At 68.9% G+C, this 18,165-nt stretch carries 21 protein-coding genes; 11 read left to right on the forward strand and 10 right to left on the reverse strand.

The features are described from left to right. Window positions 1-130 precede the first annotated feature (130 nt). Window positions 131-1,162: a class II fructose-bisphosphatase gene (gene glpX / locus GA0115240_RS18745; protein ID WP_093737830.1), complete on the reverse strand. Its 1,032-nt coding sequence runs from the start codon at window positions 1,160-1,162 to the stop codon at window positions 131-133. 193 nt (window positions 1,163-1,355) lie between these two features. On the opposite strand from glpX, the gene GA0115240_RS18750 reads away from it, so the two are divergent. Further along, the gene (locus GA0115240_RS18750) at window positions 1,356-1,901 is read left to right on the forward strand and encodes a DUF4245 domain-containing protein (protein ID WP_256069879.1); all 546 of its coding nucleotides are present in this window, start codon (window positions 1,356-1,358) and stop codon (window positions 1,899-1,901) included. A 27-nt stretch (window positions 1,902-1,928) separates the two neighbouring features. Here GA0115240_RS18750 and GA0115240_RS18755 read toward each other — a convergent pair whose 3' ends face one another. Continuing rightward, entirely contained in the window at window positions 1,929-2,216 is a 288-nt protein-coding gene (locus tag GA0115240_RS18755; protein ID WP_093737832.1) for an exodeoxyribonuclease VII small subunit, read from the reverse strand. Window positions 2,217-2,331: 115 nt separating this feature from the next. Further along, complete coding sequence (gene xseA / locus GA0115240_RS18760; RefSeq protein ID WP_093737833.1) at window positions 2,332-3,540, reverse strand: exodeoxyribonuclease VII large subunit; 1,209 nt, start codon at window positions 3,538-3,540, stop codon at window positions 2,332-2,334. A 48-nt stretch (window positions 3,541-3,588) separates the two neighbouring features. Between xseA and GA0115240_RS18765 the strand changes: the two genes are divergently transcribed. Together GA0115240_RS18765 and ppgK are read left to right on the forward strand one after the other, a co-directional pair. Beyond that, entirely contained in the window at window positions 3,589-4,584 is a 996-nt protein-coding gene (locus GA0115240_RS18765) for a 4-hydroxy-3-methylbut-2-enyl diphosphate reductase (protein WP_093737834.1), read from the forward strand. A 30-nt stretch (window positions 4,585-4,614) separates the two neighbouring features. Then, window positions 4,615-5,352 carry a polyphosphate--glucose phosphotransferase gene (ppgK, locus tag GA0115240_RS18770; RefSeq protein WP_093737835.1) on the forward strand — a complete coding sequence of 246 codons (738 nt, stop codon included), beginning with the start codon at window positions 4,615-4,617 and terminating at the stop codon, window positions 5,350-5,352. Here the strand turns inward: ppgK and GA0115240_RS18775 are convergent. Continuing rightward, window positions 5,273-5,824 (reverse strand): DUF6542 domain-containing protein, encoded by a 552-nt coding sequence (locus GA0115240_RS18775; protein WP_141708885.1) that lies wholly within the window; start codon window positions 5,822-5,824, stop codon window positions 5,273-5,275. The genes ppgK and GA0115240_RS18775 overlap by 80 nt on opposite strands. A 211-nt stretch (window positions 5,825-6,035) precedes the next feature. Here GA0115240_RS18775 and ychF point away from each other — a divergent pair, with 211 nt between their 5' ends. From ychF to GA0115240_RS18790, 3 genes are all read left to right on the forward strand, one after another. Further along, window positions 6,036-7,124, forward strand: a complete 1,089-nt coding sequence (ychF, locus tag GA0115240_RS18780) for a redox-regulated ATPase YchF (RefSeq protein ID WP_093737837.1) — start codon at window positions 6,036-6,038, stop codon at window positions 7,122-7,124. 86 nt (window positions 7,125-7,210) lie between these two features. Beyond that, window positions 7,211-7,450 (forward strand): plasmid mobilization relaxosome protein MobC, encoded by a 240-nt coding sequence (gene mobC / locus GA0115240_RS39295; protein ID WP_161302290.1) that lies wholly within the window; start codon window positions 7,211-7,213, stop codon window positions 7,448-7,450. A 311-nt stretch (window positions 7,451-7,761) separates the two neighbouring features. Beyond that, complete coding sequence (locus GA0115240_RS18790; protein WP_141708886.1) at window positions 7,762-7,962, forward strand: hypothetical protein; 201 nt, start codon at window positions 7,762-7,764, stop codon at window positions 7,960-7,962. A gap of 167 nt (window positions 7,963-8,129) precedes the next feature. Here the strand turns inward: GA0115240_RS18790 and GA0115240_RS18795 are convergent, their stop codons facing one another. From GA0115240_RS18795 to GA0115240_RS18805, 3 genes are read right to left on the reverse strand one after another with little or no spacing between them, the layout of a single operon-like run. Further along, window positions 8,130-8,843 (reverse strand): WbqC family protein, encoded by a 714-nt coding sequence (locus GA0115240_RS18795; RefSeq protein WP_256069880.1) that lies wholly within the window; start codon window positions 8,841-8,843, stop codon window positions 8,130-8,132. 22 nt (window positions 8,844-8,865) lie between these two features. Next, complete coding sequence (locus tag GA0115240_RS18800; protein WP_256069881.1) at window positions 8,866-9,534, reverse strand: YdcF family protein; 669 nt, start codon at window positions 9,532-9,534, stop codon at window positions 8,866-8,868. Window positions 9,535-9,547: 13 nt separating this feature from the next. Then, complete coding sequence (locus tag GA0115240_RS18805) at window positions 9,548-10,645, reverse strand: hypothetical protein (protein WP_093737840.1); 1,098 nt, start codon at window positions 10,643-10,645, stop codon at window positions 9,548-9,550. Window positions 10,646-10,813: 168 nt separating this feature from the next. Here GA0115240_RS18805 and GA0115240_RS18810 point away from each other — a divergent pair, with 168 nt between their 5' ends. From GA0115240_RS18810 to GA0115240_RS18830, 4 genes are all read left to right on the forward strand, one after another. Then, window positions 10,814-11,242: a hypothetical protein gene (locus GA0115240_RS18810; RefSeq protein WP_093737841.1), complete on the forward strand. Its 429-nt coding sequence runs from the start codon at window positions 10,814-10,816 to the stop codon at window positions 11,240-11,242. Beyond that, window positions 11,239-11,679, forward strand: coding sequence for an ATP-binding protein (locus tag GA0115240_RS18815; RefSeq protein WP_093737842.1), 441 nt, complete (start codon window positions 11,239-11,241; stop codon window positions 11,677-11,679). Before GA0115240_RS18810 ends, GA0115240_RS18815 begins: the two co-directional genes overlap by 4 nt. Before the next feature lie 758 nt (window positions 11,680-12,437). Next, complete coding sequence (locus GA0115240_RS18825) at window positions 12,438-13,049, forward strand: DUF6907 domain-containing protein (protein ID WP_093737844.1); 612 nt, start codon at window positions 12,438-12,440, stop codon at window positions 13,047-13,049. Between the two features lie 31 nt (window positions 13,050-13,080). After that, a complete protein-coding gene (locus GA0115240_RS18830; protein WP_141708887.1) occupies window positions 13,081-13,758 on the forward strand; it encodes a hypothetical protein in 678 nt (225 codons plus the stop codon). 154 nt (window positions 13,759-13,912) lie between these two features. Here the strand turns inward: GA0115240_RS18830 and GA0115240_RS18835 are convergent, their stop codons facing one another. Then, window positions 13,913-15,097 carry a hypothetical protein gene (locus GA0115240_RS18835; protein ID WP_202451524.1) on the reverse strand — a complete coding sequence of 395 codons (1,185 nt, stop codon included), beginning with the start codon at window positions 15,095-15,097 and terminating at the stop codon, window positions 13,913-13,915. Between the two features lie 261 nt (window positions 15,098-15,358). Here GA0115240_RS18835 and GA0115240_RS18840 point away from each other — a divergent pair, with 261 nt between their 5' ends. Beyond that, on the forward strand, window positions 15,359-15,889 hold the full coding sequence (locus GA0115240_RS18840) for an HIRAN domain-containing protein (RefSeq protein ID WP_093737846.1): 531 nt from the start codon (window positions 15,359-15,361) through the stop codon (window positions 15,887-15,889). Window positions 15,890-16,033: 144 nt separating this feature from the next. Here GA0115240_RS18840 and GA0115240_RS18845 read toward each other — a convergent pair whose 3' ends face one another. Both GA0115240_RS18845 and GA0115240_RS18850 read right to left on the reverse strand, forming a co-directional pair. After that, window positions 16,034-17,059 (reverse strand): hypothetical protein, encoded by a 1,026-nt coding sequence (locus tag GA0115240_RS18845; protein WP_093737847.1) that lies wholly within the window; start codon window positions 17,057-17,059, stop codon window positions 16,034-16,036. A 531-nt stretch (window positions 17,060-17,590) separates the two neighbouring features. After that, window positions 17,591-17,977: a CPCC family cysteine-rich protein gene (locus GA0115240_RS18850; RefSeq protein ID WP_093737848.1), complete on the reverse strand. Its 387-nt coding sequence runs from the start codon at window positions 17,975-17,977 to the stop codon at window positions 17,591-17,593. Between the last annotated feature and the right edge of the window lie 188 nt (window positions 17,978-18,165).

Here is an 18,165-nt window from a genome sequence, read left to right on the forward strand (position 1 = left end):
GTGATCATCCGCCTGCCGACGCGCGGCGGGCGGCGGTCGGTCGGCGCCGGTGCGTCGGCGGCAGTGCGTCGGCAGCGGTTGCGTCGGGGGCGGTCGGCGCCCGGCGCCACGTCGTACGCGCCGCCGACCGTCAGCGGGCCCGGTCGAAGTCGATCGCGCTGTAGGCCCGCAGCTTCGACAGCCGGTGCACCGAGTCGATCTGCCGGATGGTGCCGGACTTGGACCGCATCACCAGCGACGAGGTGGTCGCGGTCTCCGCGCGGTAGCGCACCCCGCGCAGCAGTTCGCCGTCGGTGATGCCGGTGGCGACGAAGAAGACGTTCTCACCGCTGACCAGGTCGTCGGTGTGCAGCACCCGGTCCAGGTCGTGCCCGGCGTCCAGCGCGCGGCGCCGCTCGTCCTCGTCCTTCGGCCACAGCCGCCCCTGGATGGTGCCGCCCAGGCACTTGATCGCGCAGGCCGCGATGATGCCCTCGGGCGTACCGCCGATGCCGAGCAGCAGGTCGACGCCGGTCCCGTCGCGCACCGCCATGATCGCGCCGGCCACGTCGCCGTCCTGGATGAATTTGATCCGGGCGCCGACCTCGCGCAGCTCCCGCACGATGCCGTCGTGCCGGGGCCGGTCGAGCACCACGACCGTGACATCCTCCGGCGCGCTGCCCTTGGCCTTGGCCACCCGGCGGACATTGACCGCGGGCGGCGCGGTGATGTCCATGAACTCCGCCGCCTCCGGGCCCGCCACCAGCTTGTCCATGTAGAAGACCGCCGACGGGTCGAACATCGTGCCGCGGTCGGCCACCGCCAGCACCGCCACGGCATTCGGCATGCCCTTGGCGGTGAGCGTGGTGCCGTCCACCGGGTCCACCGCCACGTCGCACTCCGGGCCGGTGCCGTCGCCGACCCGCTCCCCGTTGAAGAGCATCGGCGCCTCGTCCTTCTCGCCTTCGCCGATCACCACCACGCCGTTCATCGAGACGGTGTGCACCAAGGTCCGCATCGCCTTGACGGCGGCGCCGTCCGCGCCGTTCTTGTCGCCGCGTCCGACCCACCGCCCGGCAGCCATCGCGGCGGCCTCGGTGACGCGGACCAGCTCCAGGGCGAGGTTGCGGTCGGGCGCCTCCGGGCTCACTTCAAGTTGCGGGGGCAAGTGCTGTTCGGTCATCGCAGCGCACCTTTCTGTACGAGGACGGCCGGAAATGAGGGTCCTATGATCGTATCGACTACCCGCGAATATGAGCAGCGCGCATGTCACATGAGCAGTTTGGTGGCGTGAGGTTTGAGCGCCGGTCCGGCGGCGCAGGCCGCGGCCGACCCGGCGGTCGGGGCGCCCCGGGGGATGGGGGACGATAGGGGGCGTGGCAGCAGACAAACGTGGCAACAAGACGATGGTGGACCTGGCGCTGTCCATGGTGGTGCTGGGAATCGTCGTGTTTCTGATCTATCTGTTCATCCCGCACGACTCCAAGGCCGACCCGGTGCGGGCGGTGCCCTTCTCGGTGGAGCTGGGCCAGGCCCGGCGCGACGCCCCCTACCCGGTGGCCGGCCCCGAAGGCCTCGGCGCGGACTGGCGCTCCACCTCGGTCACCTACAGCGGGGCCGACCGCAAGGCGGTCACCTGGCACATCGGCTTCGTGGACCCGCAGCAGCAGTACGTGGCCGTCGAGCAGAGCAACGGCCCGGCCGACGCCTTCATCTCGGCCGTCACCCTGAACGCCCGCCCCGACGGCACCCGCACCGTCCAGGCCGGGGGCCTGACCTGGCAGCGCTACGCCGGCGGCCGCTACACCGCCCTGGTCCGCAAGGAGCACGACGTCACCACGGTCGTCCTCGGCACCGCCCGGGACCCCCAGCTCACGCAGATGGCCGCCGCGCTCCAGGAACGCGGCGGCCATCCGGCGTAACGGACGAATCCCGGGCCGCGGCAGGGCTCAAGCCGGCCGGCCGCCAGCTTCCTCCTCCGCGTCCACCGCGGCCTGCTCGGCCGCTCCCGCCGCCAGCTCCTCCTGCTCCTCCGCCGCCAGCACCGCGTCGAGGCGGGCCCGGGCGCCCTCCAGCCAGTGGCGGCAGAGCTTGGCCAGCTCCTCGCCGCGCTCCCACAGGGCCAGGGACTCCTCCAGGCTGGCGCCGCCCGCCTCCAGGCGGCGCACGACGTCGATGAGCTCGTCACGGGCCTGCTCGTAACCGAGCGTCGCCCGTGGGTTCTGGTCTGCTGCCATAGGGCCAGCCTAGGGCGTGGGTACGACGGTGCCGGTCTGCCCCTGATCCGCACGGTCAGCGCGTGAACCGCTAGCTCAGCCGGTGAACCGCACGGTCAGCCCGTGATCCGCACGGTCAGCCCGTGACCCGCACCCGGAAGCCGCCCTCGGCGACCCGCGCGCGCAGCTCCTCGTCCGGCGCCACGTCCGCCGGCGCGCGTACCACCGAGCCGTCCGCCCGCTGCAGCACCGCGTACCCCCGGCGCAGCGTCGCCGCCGGGGACAGGGCGACCACCCGGGCCAGGGTGTGGGACAGGTCGGCGTCCGCCCGGTCCAGCGCGTGCCCGAGGCTGCGCCGCGCCCGGTCCACCCGGTCGGCGATCTCCGCCGCCCGCTCGTCCACCATCCGGTACGGGGCCGCCATCGACGGGCGGCTGACGGCGGCGCTCAAGCCGCGCTCCTCGCGGTCCAGCAGGCCGCGGATCACCCGCAGCGCCCGGTCCCGCACCAGCTGCACCCGGGCCAGCTCCTCCCGGACGTCCGGCACCACCCGCTTCGCCGCATCCGTGGGGGTGGACGCGCGCAAGTCGGCTACCAGGTCCAGCAGCGGGTTGTCCGGCTCGTGGCCGATCGCGGAGACCACCGGCGTACGGCAGTCGGCGACGGTGCGCAGCAGCCGCTCGTCCGAGAACGGCAGCAGATCCTCCACGCTGCCGCCGCCGCGCGCCACGACGATCACATCGACGCCGGGATGCGCGTCCAGCTCCCGGACCGCCTCGATCACCTTCGGCACCGCCGTCGCGCCCTGCACCGGCACATTGCGCACCTCGAAACGGACCGCCGGCCAGCGCAGCCGCGCGTTCTCCCGGACGTCCCGCTCGGCGGCCGAGGCGCGGCCGGTGACCAGCCCGATGAGCTGCGGCAGGAAGGGCAGCGGGCGCTTGCGCTCCGGCGCGAACAGCCCCTCCGCCGCCAGTGTCTTCTTCAACTGCTCCAGCCGGGCCAGCAGTTCGCCCACGCCCACCGGACGGATCTCCACCGCCCGCAGCGACAACTGCCCGCGTGGGCCGTACCACTCGGGCTTGGCGTGCACCAGGACCCGCGCGCCCTCCCCGACCACCTCGGCGACCTGCTCGAAGACCGCGCGGAAGCACGTCACCCCGATCGAGATGTCGTGCGAGGGGTCGCGCAGCGTCAAGAACACCACGCCGGCGCCCGGGCGCCGCGACAGCTGGGTGATCTGGCCCTCCACCCACACCGCGCCGAGCCGGTCGATCCACTTCCCGATCAGCCGGGACACCTCGCCGACCGGAATCGGCGCGTCGGCCGAGGTGTTCAGAGCCATACCCGCACCCTAGTGCGCCCCACCGACATGTCGGCGCCTCCCCGTACGATGGACCGCATGACCACCGAAGCCAGCCGTCGCGTCCTTCTCGCCGCCCCCCGCGGGTACTGCGCGGGCGTCGACCGTGCCGTCATCACCGTCGAGAAGGCGCTGGAGCAATACGGCGCCCCGGTCTACGTGCGCAAGCAGATCGTGCACAACAAATACGTCGTGCAGACGCTGGAGAAGAAGGGCGCCGTCTTCGTCGACGAGACGGAGGAGGTCCCGGAGAACGCCATCGTCATCTTCTCCGCGCACGGCGTCGCCCCCGTCGTCCACGAGGAGGCCGCCCAGCGCAGCCTCGCCTCCATCGACGCCACCTGCCCGCTGGTCACCAAGGTGCACAAGGAAGCCGTCCGGTTCGCCGACTCCGACTACGACATCCTGCTGATCGGCCACGAGGGCCACGAGGAGGTCATCGGCACCATGGGCGAGGCCCCCGAGCGGATGCACCTGGTCGACGGCCCGCAGGACGCCGCCCGCGTCGAGGTCCGGGACGAGTCGAAGGTCGTCTGGCTGTCCCAGACCACGCTCTCGGTGGACGAGACGATGGAGACGGTGGACGCGCTGAAGAACCGCTTCCCGAATCTGCTCTCCCCGCCGAGCGACGACATCTGCTACGCCACCCAGAACCGCCAGGTCGCGGTCAAGGAGATCGCCGCCGAGGCGGATCTGGTGATCGTCGTCGGCTCCCGCAACTCCTCCAACTCCATCCGGCTGGTCGAAGTCGCCCTCCAGGCCGGCGCCAGCGCTTCCTACCTGGTGGACTTCGCCGAGGAGTGCGAAGATGCCTGGCTGGAAGGCGTGCGTACCGTCGGCGTCACCTCCGGCGCGTCCGTACCCGAGATCCTGGTCGAGGGTGTGCTGGAATGGCTGGCGGCGCGCGGCTTCGGCGATGTGGAAGTGCTCAGGTCCGCGGAAGAGTCCATTCAGTTCTCGCTGCCCAAGGAATTGCGCCGCGATCTGCGTGCCGAGCTCGCAGACCGGGCATCCGGCAAGAGGTGAGCGATTTCGCCACCCTTCAACGTGGAGGCCATGAACGTGTTCGGTGTGGACATCGGCGGTACCGGTATCAAGGGCGCTCCGGTCGATCTGGACGCGGGCACCTTGTCCGAGGAGCGCCATAAGGTCTTGACGCCGCATCCGGCCACCCCGGAAGCGGTGATCGACGGCGTTCACGAGGTCGTCTCGCACTTCGGCTACTCGGGCCCGCTCGGCGTGACCTTCCCCGGCGTGGTGGTGGACGGTGTCACCCGCAGCGCGGCGAACGTCGACCCCGGCTGGGTCGGGCTGGACGCGCGCAAGCAGATCAGCGACCGGCTCGGCATGCCGGTGGTCCTGCTGAACGACGCGGACGCCGCCGGCGTCGCCGAGATCACCTTCGGGGCCGGCCGCGGTCGCGGCGGCACCGTCATCCTGCTGACCCTTGGCACCGGCATCGGCAGCGCGCTGTTCGTCGACGGCCGCCTGGTGCCCAACACCGAACTGGGCCACCTGGAACTGCACGGGCACGACGCGGAGAAGAAGGCGTCGGTCAAGGCCCGGGAGGACGAGGACCTGAGCTGGGAGCACTGGGCGCACCGGCTGAAGAAATACCTCGCCCATGTGGAGATGCTCTTCTCGCCCGACCTGTTCATCCTCGGCGGCGGGATCAGCCGCAAAGCGGAGAAGTTCGTACCGCTGATCGAGGGAATCACCGCCGAGATCGTCCCCGCGGGCCTGCAGAACAACGCAGGGATCGTGGGCGCCGCGATGGCCGCCGCAAAGCTCTGATCCCGACGATCAGCGCGGCCAGCACGGTGCCGGTGTAGAGCCAGCCGGTCAGCAGCGCCAGCCCGGTGAAGGTGCCGAGCAGATGGCCGGCCAGGCCGCCGCTGCCGCTGTCCGAGGTCAGCGCGATCCCGGTGGCGAAGGCGATCGGCGCCGCGACCGGCGCGGCCACCAGGTCGTACGGGCGTACGTACACCGCGGCGACCACGCTGACCAGCACGAAGACCAGCCCGAACAGCACCCCGGGGCCGCCGAAGAGCAACGAGTCGACGGCCCCGCCCAGCACGGTGACCGCTGTGGTGAGCAGCCCGGTGCCCAGGCCGGTCAGCCGGGCGCGCTGGCGGTGGACGGCGCGCAGCCGGCGCACCAGCACGGTCACCGGGTGGGCGGGCGGCGGGGGACGGTAGACCCCGGCAGCGGTTTCACCGCCTGGCGGGCCGGGAGCGGGTGGGGTGCGCGCAGTGTGTTGATCCACATACTCACAGTAGGCGGAACCGCAGGCCGGCCGCATCGCGAGGACCGGTTTTCCACCCCGCGGGGGCCCCGCTCGCGGCGCCGCCGTACGGGTGGTTCCCGCGGCCCGGCCGCGCCCGCCGCCGCTGCGCCGGACGGCCGACCGGCGGGGTGCGGGGCGGCCCGTAAACTGGGGCCGTCTCGCACCTTCGCTTGCTACGGGAAGTCGCCACGTGTCGCTCAGCATCGGAATCGTCGGCCTGCCGAACGTCGGCAAGTCGACCCTCTTCAACGCCCTGACCAAGAACGACGTCCTGGCGGCCAACTACCCGTTCGCCACCATCGAGCCGAACGTCGGCGTGGTCGGGGTGCCCGACCCCCGGCTGGCCAAGCTCGCCGAGATCTTCGGCTCGGCGCGGGTGCTGCCCGCCACCGTGGACTTCGTGGACATCGCCGGCATCGTCCGCGGCGCCTCGGTGGGCGAGGGGCTGGGCAACAAGTTCCTGGCGAACATCCGGGAGTCCGACGCGATCTGCCAGGTCATCCGGGCCTTCAAGGACGACAACGTGGTCCACGTCGACGGCAAGGTCTCGCCCAAGGACGACATCGAGACCATCAACACCGAGCTGATCCTGGCCGACCTCCAGTCGGTGGAGAAGGCGATCCCGCGCCTGACCAAGGAGGCCCGCCTCCAGAAGGAGAAGGCCGCCGTCCTGGCCGCCACCGAAGCCGCCCAGACCATCCTGGCCGCCGGCGACACCCTCTTCTCCCACGGCATCACCAAGGACACCGAACAGGGCGCCCTGCTGCGCGAGCTGCACCTGCTCACCGTCAAGCCGTTCCTCTACGTCTTCAACGTGGACGAGGACGAGCTCGCCGACGAGGACTTCAAGAACGCCCAGCGCGCCCTGGTCGCCCCCGCGGAGGCGATCTTCCTGGACGCCAAGCTCGAATCCGAACTCGTCGAACTCGACGACGCCGAGGCCCTCGAACTCCTCCAGTCCGTCGGCCAGCAGGAACCCGGCCTCGCCACCCTCGCCCGCGTCGGCTTCGAAACCCTCGGCCTCCAGACGTACCTCACGGCCGGCCCCAAGGAATCCCGCGCCTGGACCATCAAGCGCGGCGCCACCGCCCCCGAGGCGGCCGGCGTCATCCACACCGACTTCCAAAAGGGCTTCATCAAGGCCGAGGTGGTCTCCTACGCCGACCTCCTCGCCACCGGCTCCGTCCCCGAAGCCCGCGCCAAGGGCAAGGCCCGCATGGAGGGCAAGGACTACGTCATGCAGGACGGGGACGTGGTGGAGTTCCGCTTCAACGTGTAGTTGAGCTGGCGGAAGGCCGTCTGACCTGCGGCGGGACGGTCGGGCGGCCTCAGCGGTCCGCACCGAGTCCGCAAGCGCGCTGGCGTGTGGTCAGTGCGGGGGAGTGGTTACGCGGCCTTCTCCGCCATCGTGTCGCCCTCGTCGGGGCTGTCCGCCTGCGCGAGATCCACCGGGCGGGAGTCAACCTCAACCAGATCGCCCGCGCCATCAACATGGGCACCCTGCCCGACACCACCGATGACGTCCTGGCCGAGATCCGCGCCCTGGCCCGCGCCGGCCGCCTGGCCCTGGAACACGTTGTTTCGGGGTGCCGCCACGGTGCCTGACGTCTCCACCGGCTCCCGCACCCGCGGCCTGCTGTCCTACCTCTTCGGACCCGGCCGCCGTGACGAACACACCGACCCCCACATCGTGGCCGCGTTCGCCATGCCCGGCATCCCCGACCCCGGCCGCGCCCCTCTGGACCAGCACCACGCCCTCCTGAGCGAGATGGCCGACTACCCCGACCAGCCCGTACGCACAAGAGGAGCTCGATGCGATCAAGGCGAGCATTCCGACCATTCTGAAGCCGGAGCAGAAGGCCCGAGTCAACGACTTCATTGCCAAGCTCAACAGTCCACCGCTGCGGCGGCAGTTGATGAAGGCGCTCGACGTGGACGGTGTCACTTACACGCCCGACGAGATCAACATGCTTTGGCAGCTTCGCACACTGCGCAACGACGTTGTGCATGGGAGGAGCAAGGAGATGCCGAAGGCCGAGGACGTCGAGTACGCCACGAGCGTCGTCGCGCGCATGCTGGTCTACCGGGCCGCGCGGCGTCGTCGGGAGGAGAGCTGAAGCGGTTCACTCCACCGCCGGCGCCTCCGCGGGACTTGAAGTCTGGCGGTGCCGCCGTCGGTGGAAGTGTTGGTACCGCGCGAGGTACGGCGTGGAGGCCCCTGCTGTGTGATCCGCTCTGGCCGGTACTTTCGGGCGCTGAGTGCAGTAGCGAGGCTCGCAGGCGGTCAGGAGTCGGGGATTCCCGTCAACACAGTTGTCTCAGCCAGACCCGACGCCAGACCGGTCGCGCCCAGCTCAGAGAGCGTGTGCAGCGCGGACAGTCGGCGGCTGTTGCTCCAAAGGCCGTCGGCGGGCGTGAGGAACGGCTCAACGAGTACATCGGCGGCCTCGAACGGAGCGTGATCGACGTATCGGAGACCGCCAGGGCCGCAGAGGTACGTGGTAGCTCCGGTGACGGCAGCGAGGTCGGAGAGCCGCTGCGAGCGTTCGCGGCGGGCTTGGAGTTGGCTGCTGCGGATGATCTCGCCCCGCCAGCCGAGCAGGTCGAGAAGAACCCGGGTGGAATTCTCTGCTACGACGCCGGTCCGGTCGGAGCCGGTGAAACCCTCAAGCACCTGATCCAGGACAGTGCTGACCTGTTGCCAGTGGCGGCTGCGGCGGTAGCAGTGGCGGATCGCCTGGGCGGTCCGGTCGCGGCTGCGTTGCGGGTCAGCCAGCCGGGCATCGCGGATCAAGGTGGACCGGCCGTCGGGGAGATGGGTGGCTAGGCTCAGCCAGTGCGCCAGGTCGGGTCGGTCGAGTGGGGCGATGCGGGCGCGGTGCTGGTAGTCGCGGCGGGTGAACTGGACGTCGTCGAGGACGATCCAGTAGTCCGCCGCGAACAGCTTCGCCAGCGTGCCGAGCCGGGGCAGGAAGTTGGGCTGGTGGATCGCGCACACACCTCCCGGCTGGGGAAGCAGTTCAACTGAGGAGGCGGCTGGTGAAGCCGTCGCGGACAAGGGCCTGGTAGGCGTCATGCACGTCCCCCGGGATTTCCTGCTCGACGGCGAAGCCGAGCTTCGGATACTCGATCACCCGCTGCAGGTCCCCGACGAGCATCTCGACGACCTTGCGCTCGTCGCCCATGCCCTTGAGGTAGTCGTTGAAGTCGATCGGCTGGGAAGCGCACACGATCTCGACTTCGGGCCAGACCTTGCGGGCCGTGGCGTAGGCGCGACGCTCCATGTAGGGCATTGCGATCAGCATCAGCGCGGTCGGTCGGATCCCGGCCAGGGCCATAACCTCGCGGGAGAGGGCGATGTTCTGGCCGGTATTGGTGGCGTTCGGCTCGACGAGGATTACCTCGGCCGGGACGCCGAGTTCGACGGCGTACTCGCGGAAGTGGATCGCCTCGCCGCGCGGGAAGCGCTCCGGGGCGGTGGGGTTCGGGCCGCCGGAGAAGACGAGGGTCGGGAAGAGGCTGGCGCGGAACAGCTCGGCGCTGTAGGCGGGCACGCCAAGGTCATGGCTGCCCAGGGCGATGGCCGCGTCGCAGGGCCGGAGCTGGTGGTGCATCTGGTGGTAGTCCCAGATCGGCTGGGCCTGCTCGCGCTGCTGGTCGGTCAGGCCGGGCTGGTCGTCGTGCCTCACGCGCTCTCCCTGGTCACCGTCGCCGGGGGCCGGACGATCCCCGGAATGAAGTCCTGATGCCCTCGATGGAGCGGAGCTGGTGGCTGAGGCCGAACTGGCCCGCCACCCCTGCCGCGCGGTCGAGGACACGCAGACCATCATCTACGGTCGCCTGGTCGGAGAGCAGGATGTGCCCGTGCGCGGTGTCGAGGCGTACCCGCTGCATCGGCGTATCGGTGGTTCCGGTCGTGCGGGCGGTCTCGATGAATTGCAGGGCACGGGTGAGGTCACCGGAGCCGCGGTAGGCCAGGGCCAGTTTCTGCTGGGCGACGGACCAGTCGTCGGGCTCGGCGAGGTCCTCGAAGTCGCGGCTGGCGGCAAGCATGACGCGGGCCGCGTATTCCTGATTGCCGTCCTTGCTGAGCGCGGTCCCGACCCACAGCTGGGCGAGGGCGCGATCGCGGCGGGAGAGCCGCTCGTCGCCGGCGAGGGCCTCGTAACGGTGGGCGGCAGCGTCCAGTTTGCCCGACATCTCGGCGACGACGGCCTGCGAAAGCTCGATCTGCGCAATCCGCCGCGGGATGTCGAGCTGGGTGAAGATCTGGCGGCCCTTGGCGTACGCGCTCTGTGCGGACAGAGGGCCGAGGAGGACGCCCTGATCGCGGTACACGTCGGCCTCCAGGACCGCGGTGCGGCCGAGCAGGTAAAGCCCGCGGTCGCCCAGTTCGCCGACCGGCCAGCGGGCGCTCCAGCGAGTGAGCAGGCTGTGGGCGAACCCGAAGTTCTGCCGGTTGAGCGCCACGAGGGAGCGCTCCAGGTCCTCGCCCCAAGTCTCGTACTCCCACAGGCGCGGGCCCGCCGCCGTTACCCGCAGCGCTTGGCCGGTGGCCCGCCCGGCCTCGGAGAGCAGCACCTCGAAGCGCATGTGGACAGCCGGGTCAGCCCGGGCGAGCGCGGTATCGAGAATGGCCTGGTTGTCCGGGTAGGGCTCGGTCGCGGTACGGAACTTCTCCCACTTGGCGACTGTGCGCGGTGCGACGCCCAGGTTCTCGGCGAATCCCCGCACGCTCATCCGCAGGGCGGCGCGCAGCGCAGCGGCCTCAAGCCCAGTCCAGCGGTGCACCGTTGCCACGTTTTTGCCTCCCTTCGCACACATGGAAGCACTGCAGACCCGCACGGTGCGGCGGAAGTGCACCGGAAGTGCAACAGGTGGTCATTCCCGCACCGGCCGGTCGGCGGCAGGCTCAAGACGTCCACCCCCGAGCACCCTTGCCTCCCACGGTGAAGGACGGTCCGCCCCATGGAACTGCTGACCGAGCACCGCCCGGTCAATGGCCCCGTCGTCTACGGGTTCCTGCACCTGGCCAAGGCGCCTGCCGGACGTGCCGGCGCACTCACGTCGGCGCTCACGGAGTACTGCCGTTGGCACGAGCTGGTGCTTGGCGCGGTGTTCATCGAGCACACCGCGCCCGACGAGACCGAACTCCACGAGCCCGGGCGCTCCGCTGCGTTCACCGGTCTGCTCGACGTCCTGGCCCTCCCCGACACCTACGGCGTCGTCCTGCCCGCCGCCTCCCACCTCGGCCCGCGCACCCTTGCCGCCGCCCGCCGCCTACGGCTCGCCGAGACCGGCACCCGCGTCCTTCTGCTCCGGCCGCCGAGCCGAGGCCGTGAATCCACCGACTGGGGAGCAGCCGGTCACGCAATCCGCCGACGGAGCCCGACATGATCACCGCATTCACCCTCGCCACGACCCTGACCGCCGTGCCTGTCTCGGTCACCCAGGTCCGCCACGACGCCATGGCCGCAGCGGCGGAGCACGGCCTGGACCGGCAACACCCCGCCGTTGACGCCTGGCTGGTGGCCTTGAGCGAACTCGCCTCCAACTGCGTCCGCCACGCCGCCGCCACCTCCCCGACCTTCGACGTGCGCCTCACGATCGATCAGGACAGTCTCGCCCTCGCGGTCCACGACCGCCACCCGCGTCAACCAGTCGCGCTGTCCGAACCACACGCCGACGACAGCGGCGGCTGGGGCCTCTTCTTGGTACAACAACTCGTCACCGAGGCCGGCGGCCACACCAGCGTCGACCCCGACACCGACGGCCATGGCAAGACCATCCTGGTCCATCTCCCCTGCTCTAACCCCACCTCGCCAGCGAGGTAACTGGGGTCTTACGCGGGCCGTAGCCAAACGGCCGGCCCTACGCCTCGTCCCCTGGACGCTTCCGGAACCTGACCGCACTGCCCGAGCGGCGGGGCTTCACCCCCCAAAACCCACGGCCTCTGAGGGCTCCCTTCGCCCGCACTGCCCTCACGCTCTGCCGCCCCGACCGGCCAGAACGTAGTACGGCGGGAAACGCATCCACCCAGAAGGCAACCTCTGCAATGACCCACGCCAACTTGCTCTTCCCCATCTGCGGCCAGACCACCCGGCTTCCGGAGCATCTTGCCCAGGATGCTCTACGCCTCGCAGGACCGTACGGGGCTCCTGACGAGTTGGACGTAGAACGGCACTTACAGTGCCACCTCCAAGTCCACGAGACCGCACACCACTTCGCCCTGGTGCTGGACCTCGCCGGTACAGCCACCGGCGCCATATGGACCCGCTGGGCAGACGACGCTTCCCCCGCAGCATTGGACACCCTGCCGGACTGCTCGCACATCGATCCCGAGTCACACGAGCCGTGTGGCGAGTTCGCAGGCCACCCGGGCGCACACACCTACCAACTCACTACTCCGCCGGTCGTAAACCCCTGACCGCTGCCACCCAAACGCGCGCCCTGCAGAACGATTCTTTCGCGCCCGCTCCCCACCAGCACCGCGACTCCGATCGACCGCGCGCACAGACGATCCACGCCACCCCAAAAAGAGCCGTCCCCCTCCAATCCCCGTCCTCCGAAATGGAGCACCACATCAACAGCCGTGAAGCCCGTCTACGCCACCTCCCCCTCCCACCAGCCGCCCGCTGACGAACCCACCACACCGGACAACCGAACCTGGTCCATCACCACCACGGGCGGCCTCACCCTCACCGGTTACCTGCCGCCCTGGGCTGACGAGGACCCCAGCGACACCAACGTCCCCCTCGAAAAGCTCTCCACCACGCTGATCGACCTCACCCACTGGCAGCCCTTCGACGGGCAAACAATGCACGTCCATCCCCCCGCCCACGCAGACGGCAACAGCAAGGCCGGCGAAGGCGTAGACACCCTCTTCAACGGCAACATCACCTGCTACTCCTACAGCGAGGACCTGCGAGAACGGACCCCATACGTCAACGTCCATGTCGTCGACGACTTCTGGATGAACAAGCTCACCCCCGACGACCTCACTCACCTCGCCACCCAACTCCGCGCCCAGGCCGACCGCCTAGACAACGAGATACGCCCCGCCCTCATCGCCGCCCGCACCGACTGGGAGACCCACCACTCACAGCAAGCCACCGACCGTATGCAGCCTCCGGCCAACCCATCCACGAAGAACCTCACCGAAATCAATCCCGACGATCAGAGCCGCCTGGCCGGCCCCCGGTGAAGACCGTGTCTGATGTCCTCAAGGGCGGGCCGTGACCGTTGATCCGGCAGTGACCGCCCTCATCATGGGCGGGGCCGACATCACCGTCCTTGTTGCGCTTGCCGTCGGCTGCGGACTCGTGATCGGCATGGCGATCGCCAGCCAGCCCGCCGTTCCCTGGCCCGCAGGCGGGCCACAGAGGACCGTCGCACAGCCCCACCCCACCGACGATCAGTGCAATTGCGGACCGCACCACCGGGCTGAGACCTATGCTGCATCCATGCCCGGTGACCCCTCGGCAGCCTGGTGGGACGCCCAGCTCTCGCCTGAGCGCCGCGCTTTGGACTTCATCGACTTCGCCGTGGACCAGGTCGAACAACTGGCCCCGATGCTCCCCGAGGGGGCCGGACTCGATGATGTGGTTCGGGCGGCATGCATGGAATCGTTCTGGGTCAACGTGCGGCTGCTCGCCGAGTTCCTGGCAAGAGACCCCAATCCGCGTGATTGGAACGCCCGCGACTTCGTACCTGAGTGGGGGAGCGCGAACACCGAGACCGCTGCCCGACTGAATCAGGCGTGGACGCTGGCCAGCCGCCACGTCATGCACCTGAGCAAAGAGCGCACGCCGAACTTGGGCGACGTCAGCATGGTCACGGCCCAGCAGATCGAGCAGATTGCGCAAGACTGCCGGTTGGTCTACAACGAACTCCGGGCGCAACTCCCCGGCTGATCTCTGTCGGGCCCCGCCTGGACCAAGTCCCGCCAGTCTGGCCAGAGGGGCAGCAGGATCGTCGGGTTCGCCGGATTCTGCCGAGAGATAGGCAGCCTTGGCGGCAGGAGGTGATCGCTGCAAGGCGAAGGCCAGGTGGGCGGCATCGCTCCCGTCAGCCTCGGTTGCTCTGGTGGCGTCGGGGGAACGCGTCGCCGACCGGCCAGTGTTTGGGCAGACCGAGGGCGGTATGGGAGGGGCGATCCGCGGGGAGGTGTTCGACTTGACCGTCGACCAGCTGTGCGGTTGCCCAGGTAGGGAGGACAGGGGCGGGAAGCGAGCTCGGATCTGGGCTTTGCCAGAGGACGGCGGTGTTCTTTGTCCACGTCCACGGTGCCGGAATGTCGACGATGAGCACGCCGCTGACCCGGGCGTGGACGTGATCGTTGACGGCGGTCCAGTAGCCATCGGGCCTTCGGCCGAAGGTAGGTGTGCCGGCACGGGCGTACTCCACTGAGGTCCCGTACAGCGCGGTCTCGGTGTCGTCGTCTTGGGGGAACACGGCCGCATGGCCGACCGCCACGATGAACGGCAGCCCAAGGTCGCCGTACTTCCCGCCCTTCCTCTTCACCGCATCGAGCACCCGATCGGACTCGTCATCGAACCCGGCAGTCCAAGGGTGGATGCCGATTGTCCTGCTTGTTGGGTCGCCCCGCTTGCCGGGGCTGCGGGGGATCGCCTGGAATGTGAGGCACCAATCAGCCTCCTGCCAGGTGTACTTGGGCAGTGGCAACTTGCGCTCGTACTCGGCGATAACTTGATCAGGGTTCAGGCTCGCTAGCCACCGCGTCAGCCCAGCCTTCAGCCGCTTCTGGGGCGGTGTCGCCGACCCGACCCTGTCAAACTCGTACGACACGAAAAAGTTCGGGCTCGGCACGCCATCAATGGCATCGGCCAACTGAGGTGGGAGCGGGTTAGACACGGTGTCGCCCGTGCGCTGGGCCGTCCAGATTGCCTCGACGACAAATTGCACCCCGTCGCAGACGACCAAGAAATCGGGGGTCTTGCCACTCGTGCCTATCTGACGTTCGATCTCCACGGTACAACCGGAGCCGAGCAGCATTTCGTGCAGGTACAGCTCCCACAACGCTGAGAAGACGTTCGTGTCGGAGTTCCGGTCCAGCAGTCGACTGCGCAGGCCGGGCTGAGCCGGGCTCGGGAGGTGCGACCACCACTCATTAATCACATGCCGAACCTGGTCCCAGAACGGACCGGCGATCCTCTCGAAGAACTCGGCATCCGGCTCCGACGCTCGCTTCGGGGACGCATCCGTCCGATTCCGGCTCGTATACACGGTCATGACCGATGATCGTAGATCGCCCTGCCGACCGATCGCATTCACTTTCCACTGCTGGTGGGCCGCAGGGCTCAAACAGGCTAGCGCTCAGAAGCGCCTCCATGTTCCATGTGTCCCGCTACCACTTATAAATGACCGATCTGCGGTATTTCATGTCGATAGGGGCTTTTACGTCGACGAGAGTCAACGTCACGAAGCAGCAATACGGTCTACACACGGACTCCCCTTCCGATCGAATGGCGGTCCGCACTTCAGGGAGGCCGCATGTACGTCCCGTCTGACGGACCGAAAGATCGGTTCGTACCCCCACCAGGCGTCATGCCACCACTCCACCTCATCGAGTACAGCGACGGCCTACGCCTCTGCGAAGACTCCACTGGTCTCCTCGTCGGCCCGACGAACCGCCACCTGGCGGCCGCCAACATTTACGTGACCAACCTGCGGGGGATGGCGCACTACGCCAAGGCTGCGCGCGCCGCAGATCTGCGGCCAGGGCAACCGCTCCGCCTCGTGCCAGAGCCGGACAACCCTCATGACAGGTTCGCTATCGCGGTGCACTCGGCGGACGGCATCGGACCAGTGGGCTACGTGAACAAACAGAAGGCCAGAGCCTGGTCCAAGCTGCTGGCGGCAGGCGCGGGGTGGGGGACGATAAGCCTCGGCGGCACAGAGCCAGGCAAGCCCTGCGGCGGCATGGCCATTCTCTCCGCGAACCCTGCTGTAGTCCGGCACGTGTTGTCACCTCGTCCTGCGGGGCTGCCCACGCCCGTATTTCTCCTGGGAGAGGAGCATTAAGTCAGCCCTGCAGTCACAATCGGTGCCGCACCAACAACAGCCGCTCGTGCCAAAGTCGACGTCTGTCCGACAGCTCCGTCCCGCAGTTGACCGAAAGCAATGGATCCGGGTGACCGCGTGCTCGTCGGCGGTTCCCGACCGGCGTCACAGCGCCGAGATCCAGTCGACCGTGCGGCCGGCCGCGCCAAGGAACGCGTAGACCGTCCGTTGACGCTCACGGGAGTCCAGCTCCGCCAGACGAGCGGTTGTCCGGCCGCTATGCATCAGCGCGTTCCGCTCCCGGTACATCTCTTCGATCGCAGAGAACGCGGACGGATCGTCGCTGCGCAGCGACCGGGACGACAGATCGGTCGGTGCGCGCTCGTAGTACTTCACGGCGAAGCTTCCGCCAGCCGACGTCAGACCCTGTTCGTAGCGCTTGGCTCTGTCCCCGACCCGGGTGGCGATGTAGGTATGCGCCGCGGTCTCGCAGGCGGAGGCCATGGAAAGGATCGCCTCGCGCAGGGCGAGAGACTGGACAGCGGTCTCGGCGTCGACGAGCAGAACGTTGTGAAGCGGGGGCTCGGTCCCGCCTTGCAGGGACGCCTCCAGTCCGCTGACCGGGATCGCCCCGGTGCCCGGGCTGCGCACGGCCCCAGACGACAGCTGGGCGTTAACCCCGGCGAAAACCGGTAGCCCGGTTCCCGTGTCGGCGTCGAAGACAGTCGCGGTCCACGGCGACAGCAGGTGGAAACGGCCGTCCTCGGGTCGCCAGGCCCTTCTCACCCGGGGCATCCAGGCGGCTCGGCCGGCACTGCGCAGGTGTTCGACCAGAACGTTGGCCGCGCCGACACCCCGGTCTTGGGCCAAGTCCAAATCGATGTGCGGCGTATCGCCCGGGGCGAGGTCCTCTTCCCACCGCAGGACCACCTGGATGCGGTCAACCACTGTGTCGGCAATGGTCCTGGTGATCGCACCTCCGTGCATCCCCAGCGGGACGATGGACAGGGAGGTGCCGGCGAGAGAGTTGTCGATCTCGTGGGGGAAGAGCGGCTGCGTGGACGGTTCCCACGGGCTGATCTCCGCGCTAAATGCAGGAGCTTGCAGCTTGAGCCCTCCCCACGACGCCCAGCTCGGATCACGGGGGAGCTGGGCGTCAAAGTAGTACTGCATCACCGCGGCGATGCGCATGGATCCTCCTGGAGCGGTTGCTAAGTCCCGAAATCGACACGGCAGGCTGAGTTCCGCACCTCCAGCCGACTGCTAGCCATCTTCTCGTCGGCTGGTGAGGCGGGGCTGCATAGCGGATTGCATGTACTGGGCTCTGGATCACCCAGGGGCCTGGGGCCTGAAACTGGTCCCAGTTCTTGTCCCGTTCGGCCACGTCGGAACCGTCCACTGGCTCCCTCGTAGATTGGTTGCTGTCCAGGTCAGAACCACTACGGAGTGCCCCGCACACGCGGGCGACCCGTTGAAAAGCGTGTTGGGGGCAGCCCATCATGCGTTCGAATCCCGTAACCTCTACATCTGCTCAGGGTCGGATGCGGTGGGACTCTGGTGGGCAGGACGAGGTCCGCGGCCGGGTCCGGGCGGTCGATGTCGAAGGGGCGTGTGCGATCCGGTGGAGCAAAATCGTCTGAGGTGGTCATGTGCGCGAGCTGACAGCGTCCTCTGACGGGAGGATCGGCTAAGGAGAGCGCAGGTCGGCTGCCGAGGGCGTCATCATGCCGCGGTGTGGTCGCGACGCCAGAAGGTGGGGAGCCACCAGCAGAGCGCCGAGCGGTCATCGGGCCAGGGGGCGTGGTCCTCGGCCTCCCAGTCCTCGAAGGAGTCGCGCGTCAGGTCGATGGGGCGCCAGGCGGGGTCGAGCGGCTCGTCCTCGGCGGGCGGGCGGACGTATTTGCGGCCGTGCTGGTCGCAGGCGTGGAAGTCCTGGTAGTTGCGCTGTGCCTCGATGAGGGATACTCGGTTCGCTCCGCAGTCCGTGGTCGGCCAGCGGAACTGGACGCCGTCGTCCTCCCAGAAGCAGACGGGACAGATCTCGTATGAGCCCGGCATGTCGTCGAGCACGCGGTGCCCGCAGCAGGGACAGGGGTAGCGGTCGCTCACCTGCGTAGTCTCGGTGAAGACCCGTTCGGTGGGCCACGGATTTCTCTGGCGAGGCACACCCGACCAGTCCGCAGACAGTCCGCAGGACGCCCGTAAACCTCCGTCGGAGGCCAACGCGCGCCAACACGAAAACACCTGGTCAGGACCATGATCGGCGCTCCGCCGCAGGTCAGATCTGGCCCGGATAC

Source organism: Streptomyces sp. DvalAA-14, from assembly GCF_900091855.1.
Lineage (GTDB): Bacteria > Actinomycetota > Actinomycetes > Streptomycetales > Streptomycetaceae > Actinacidiphila.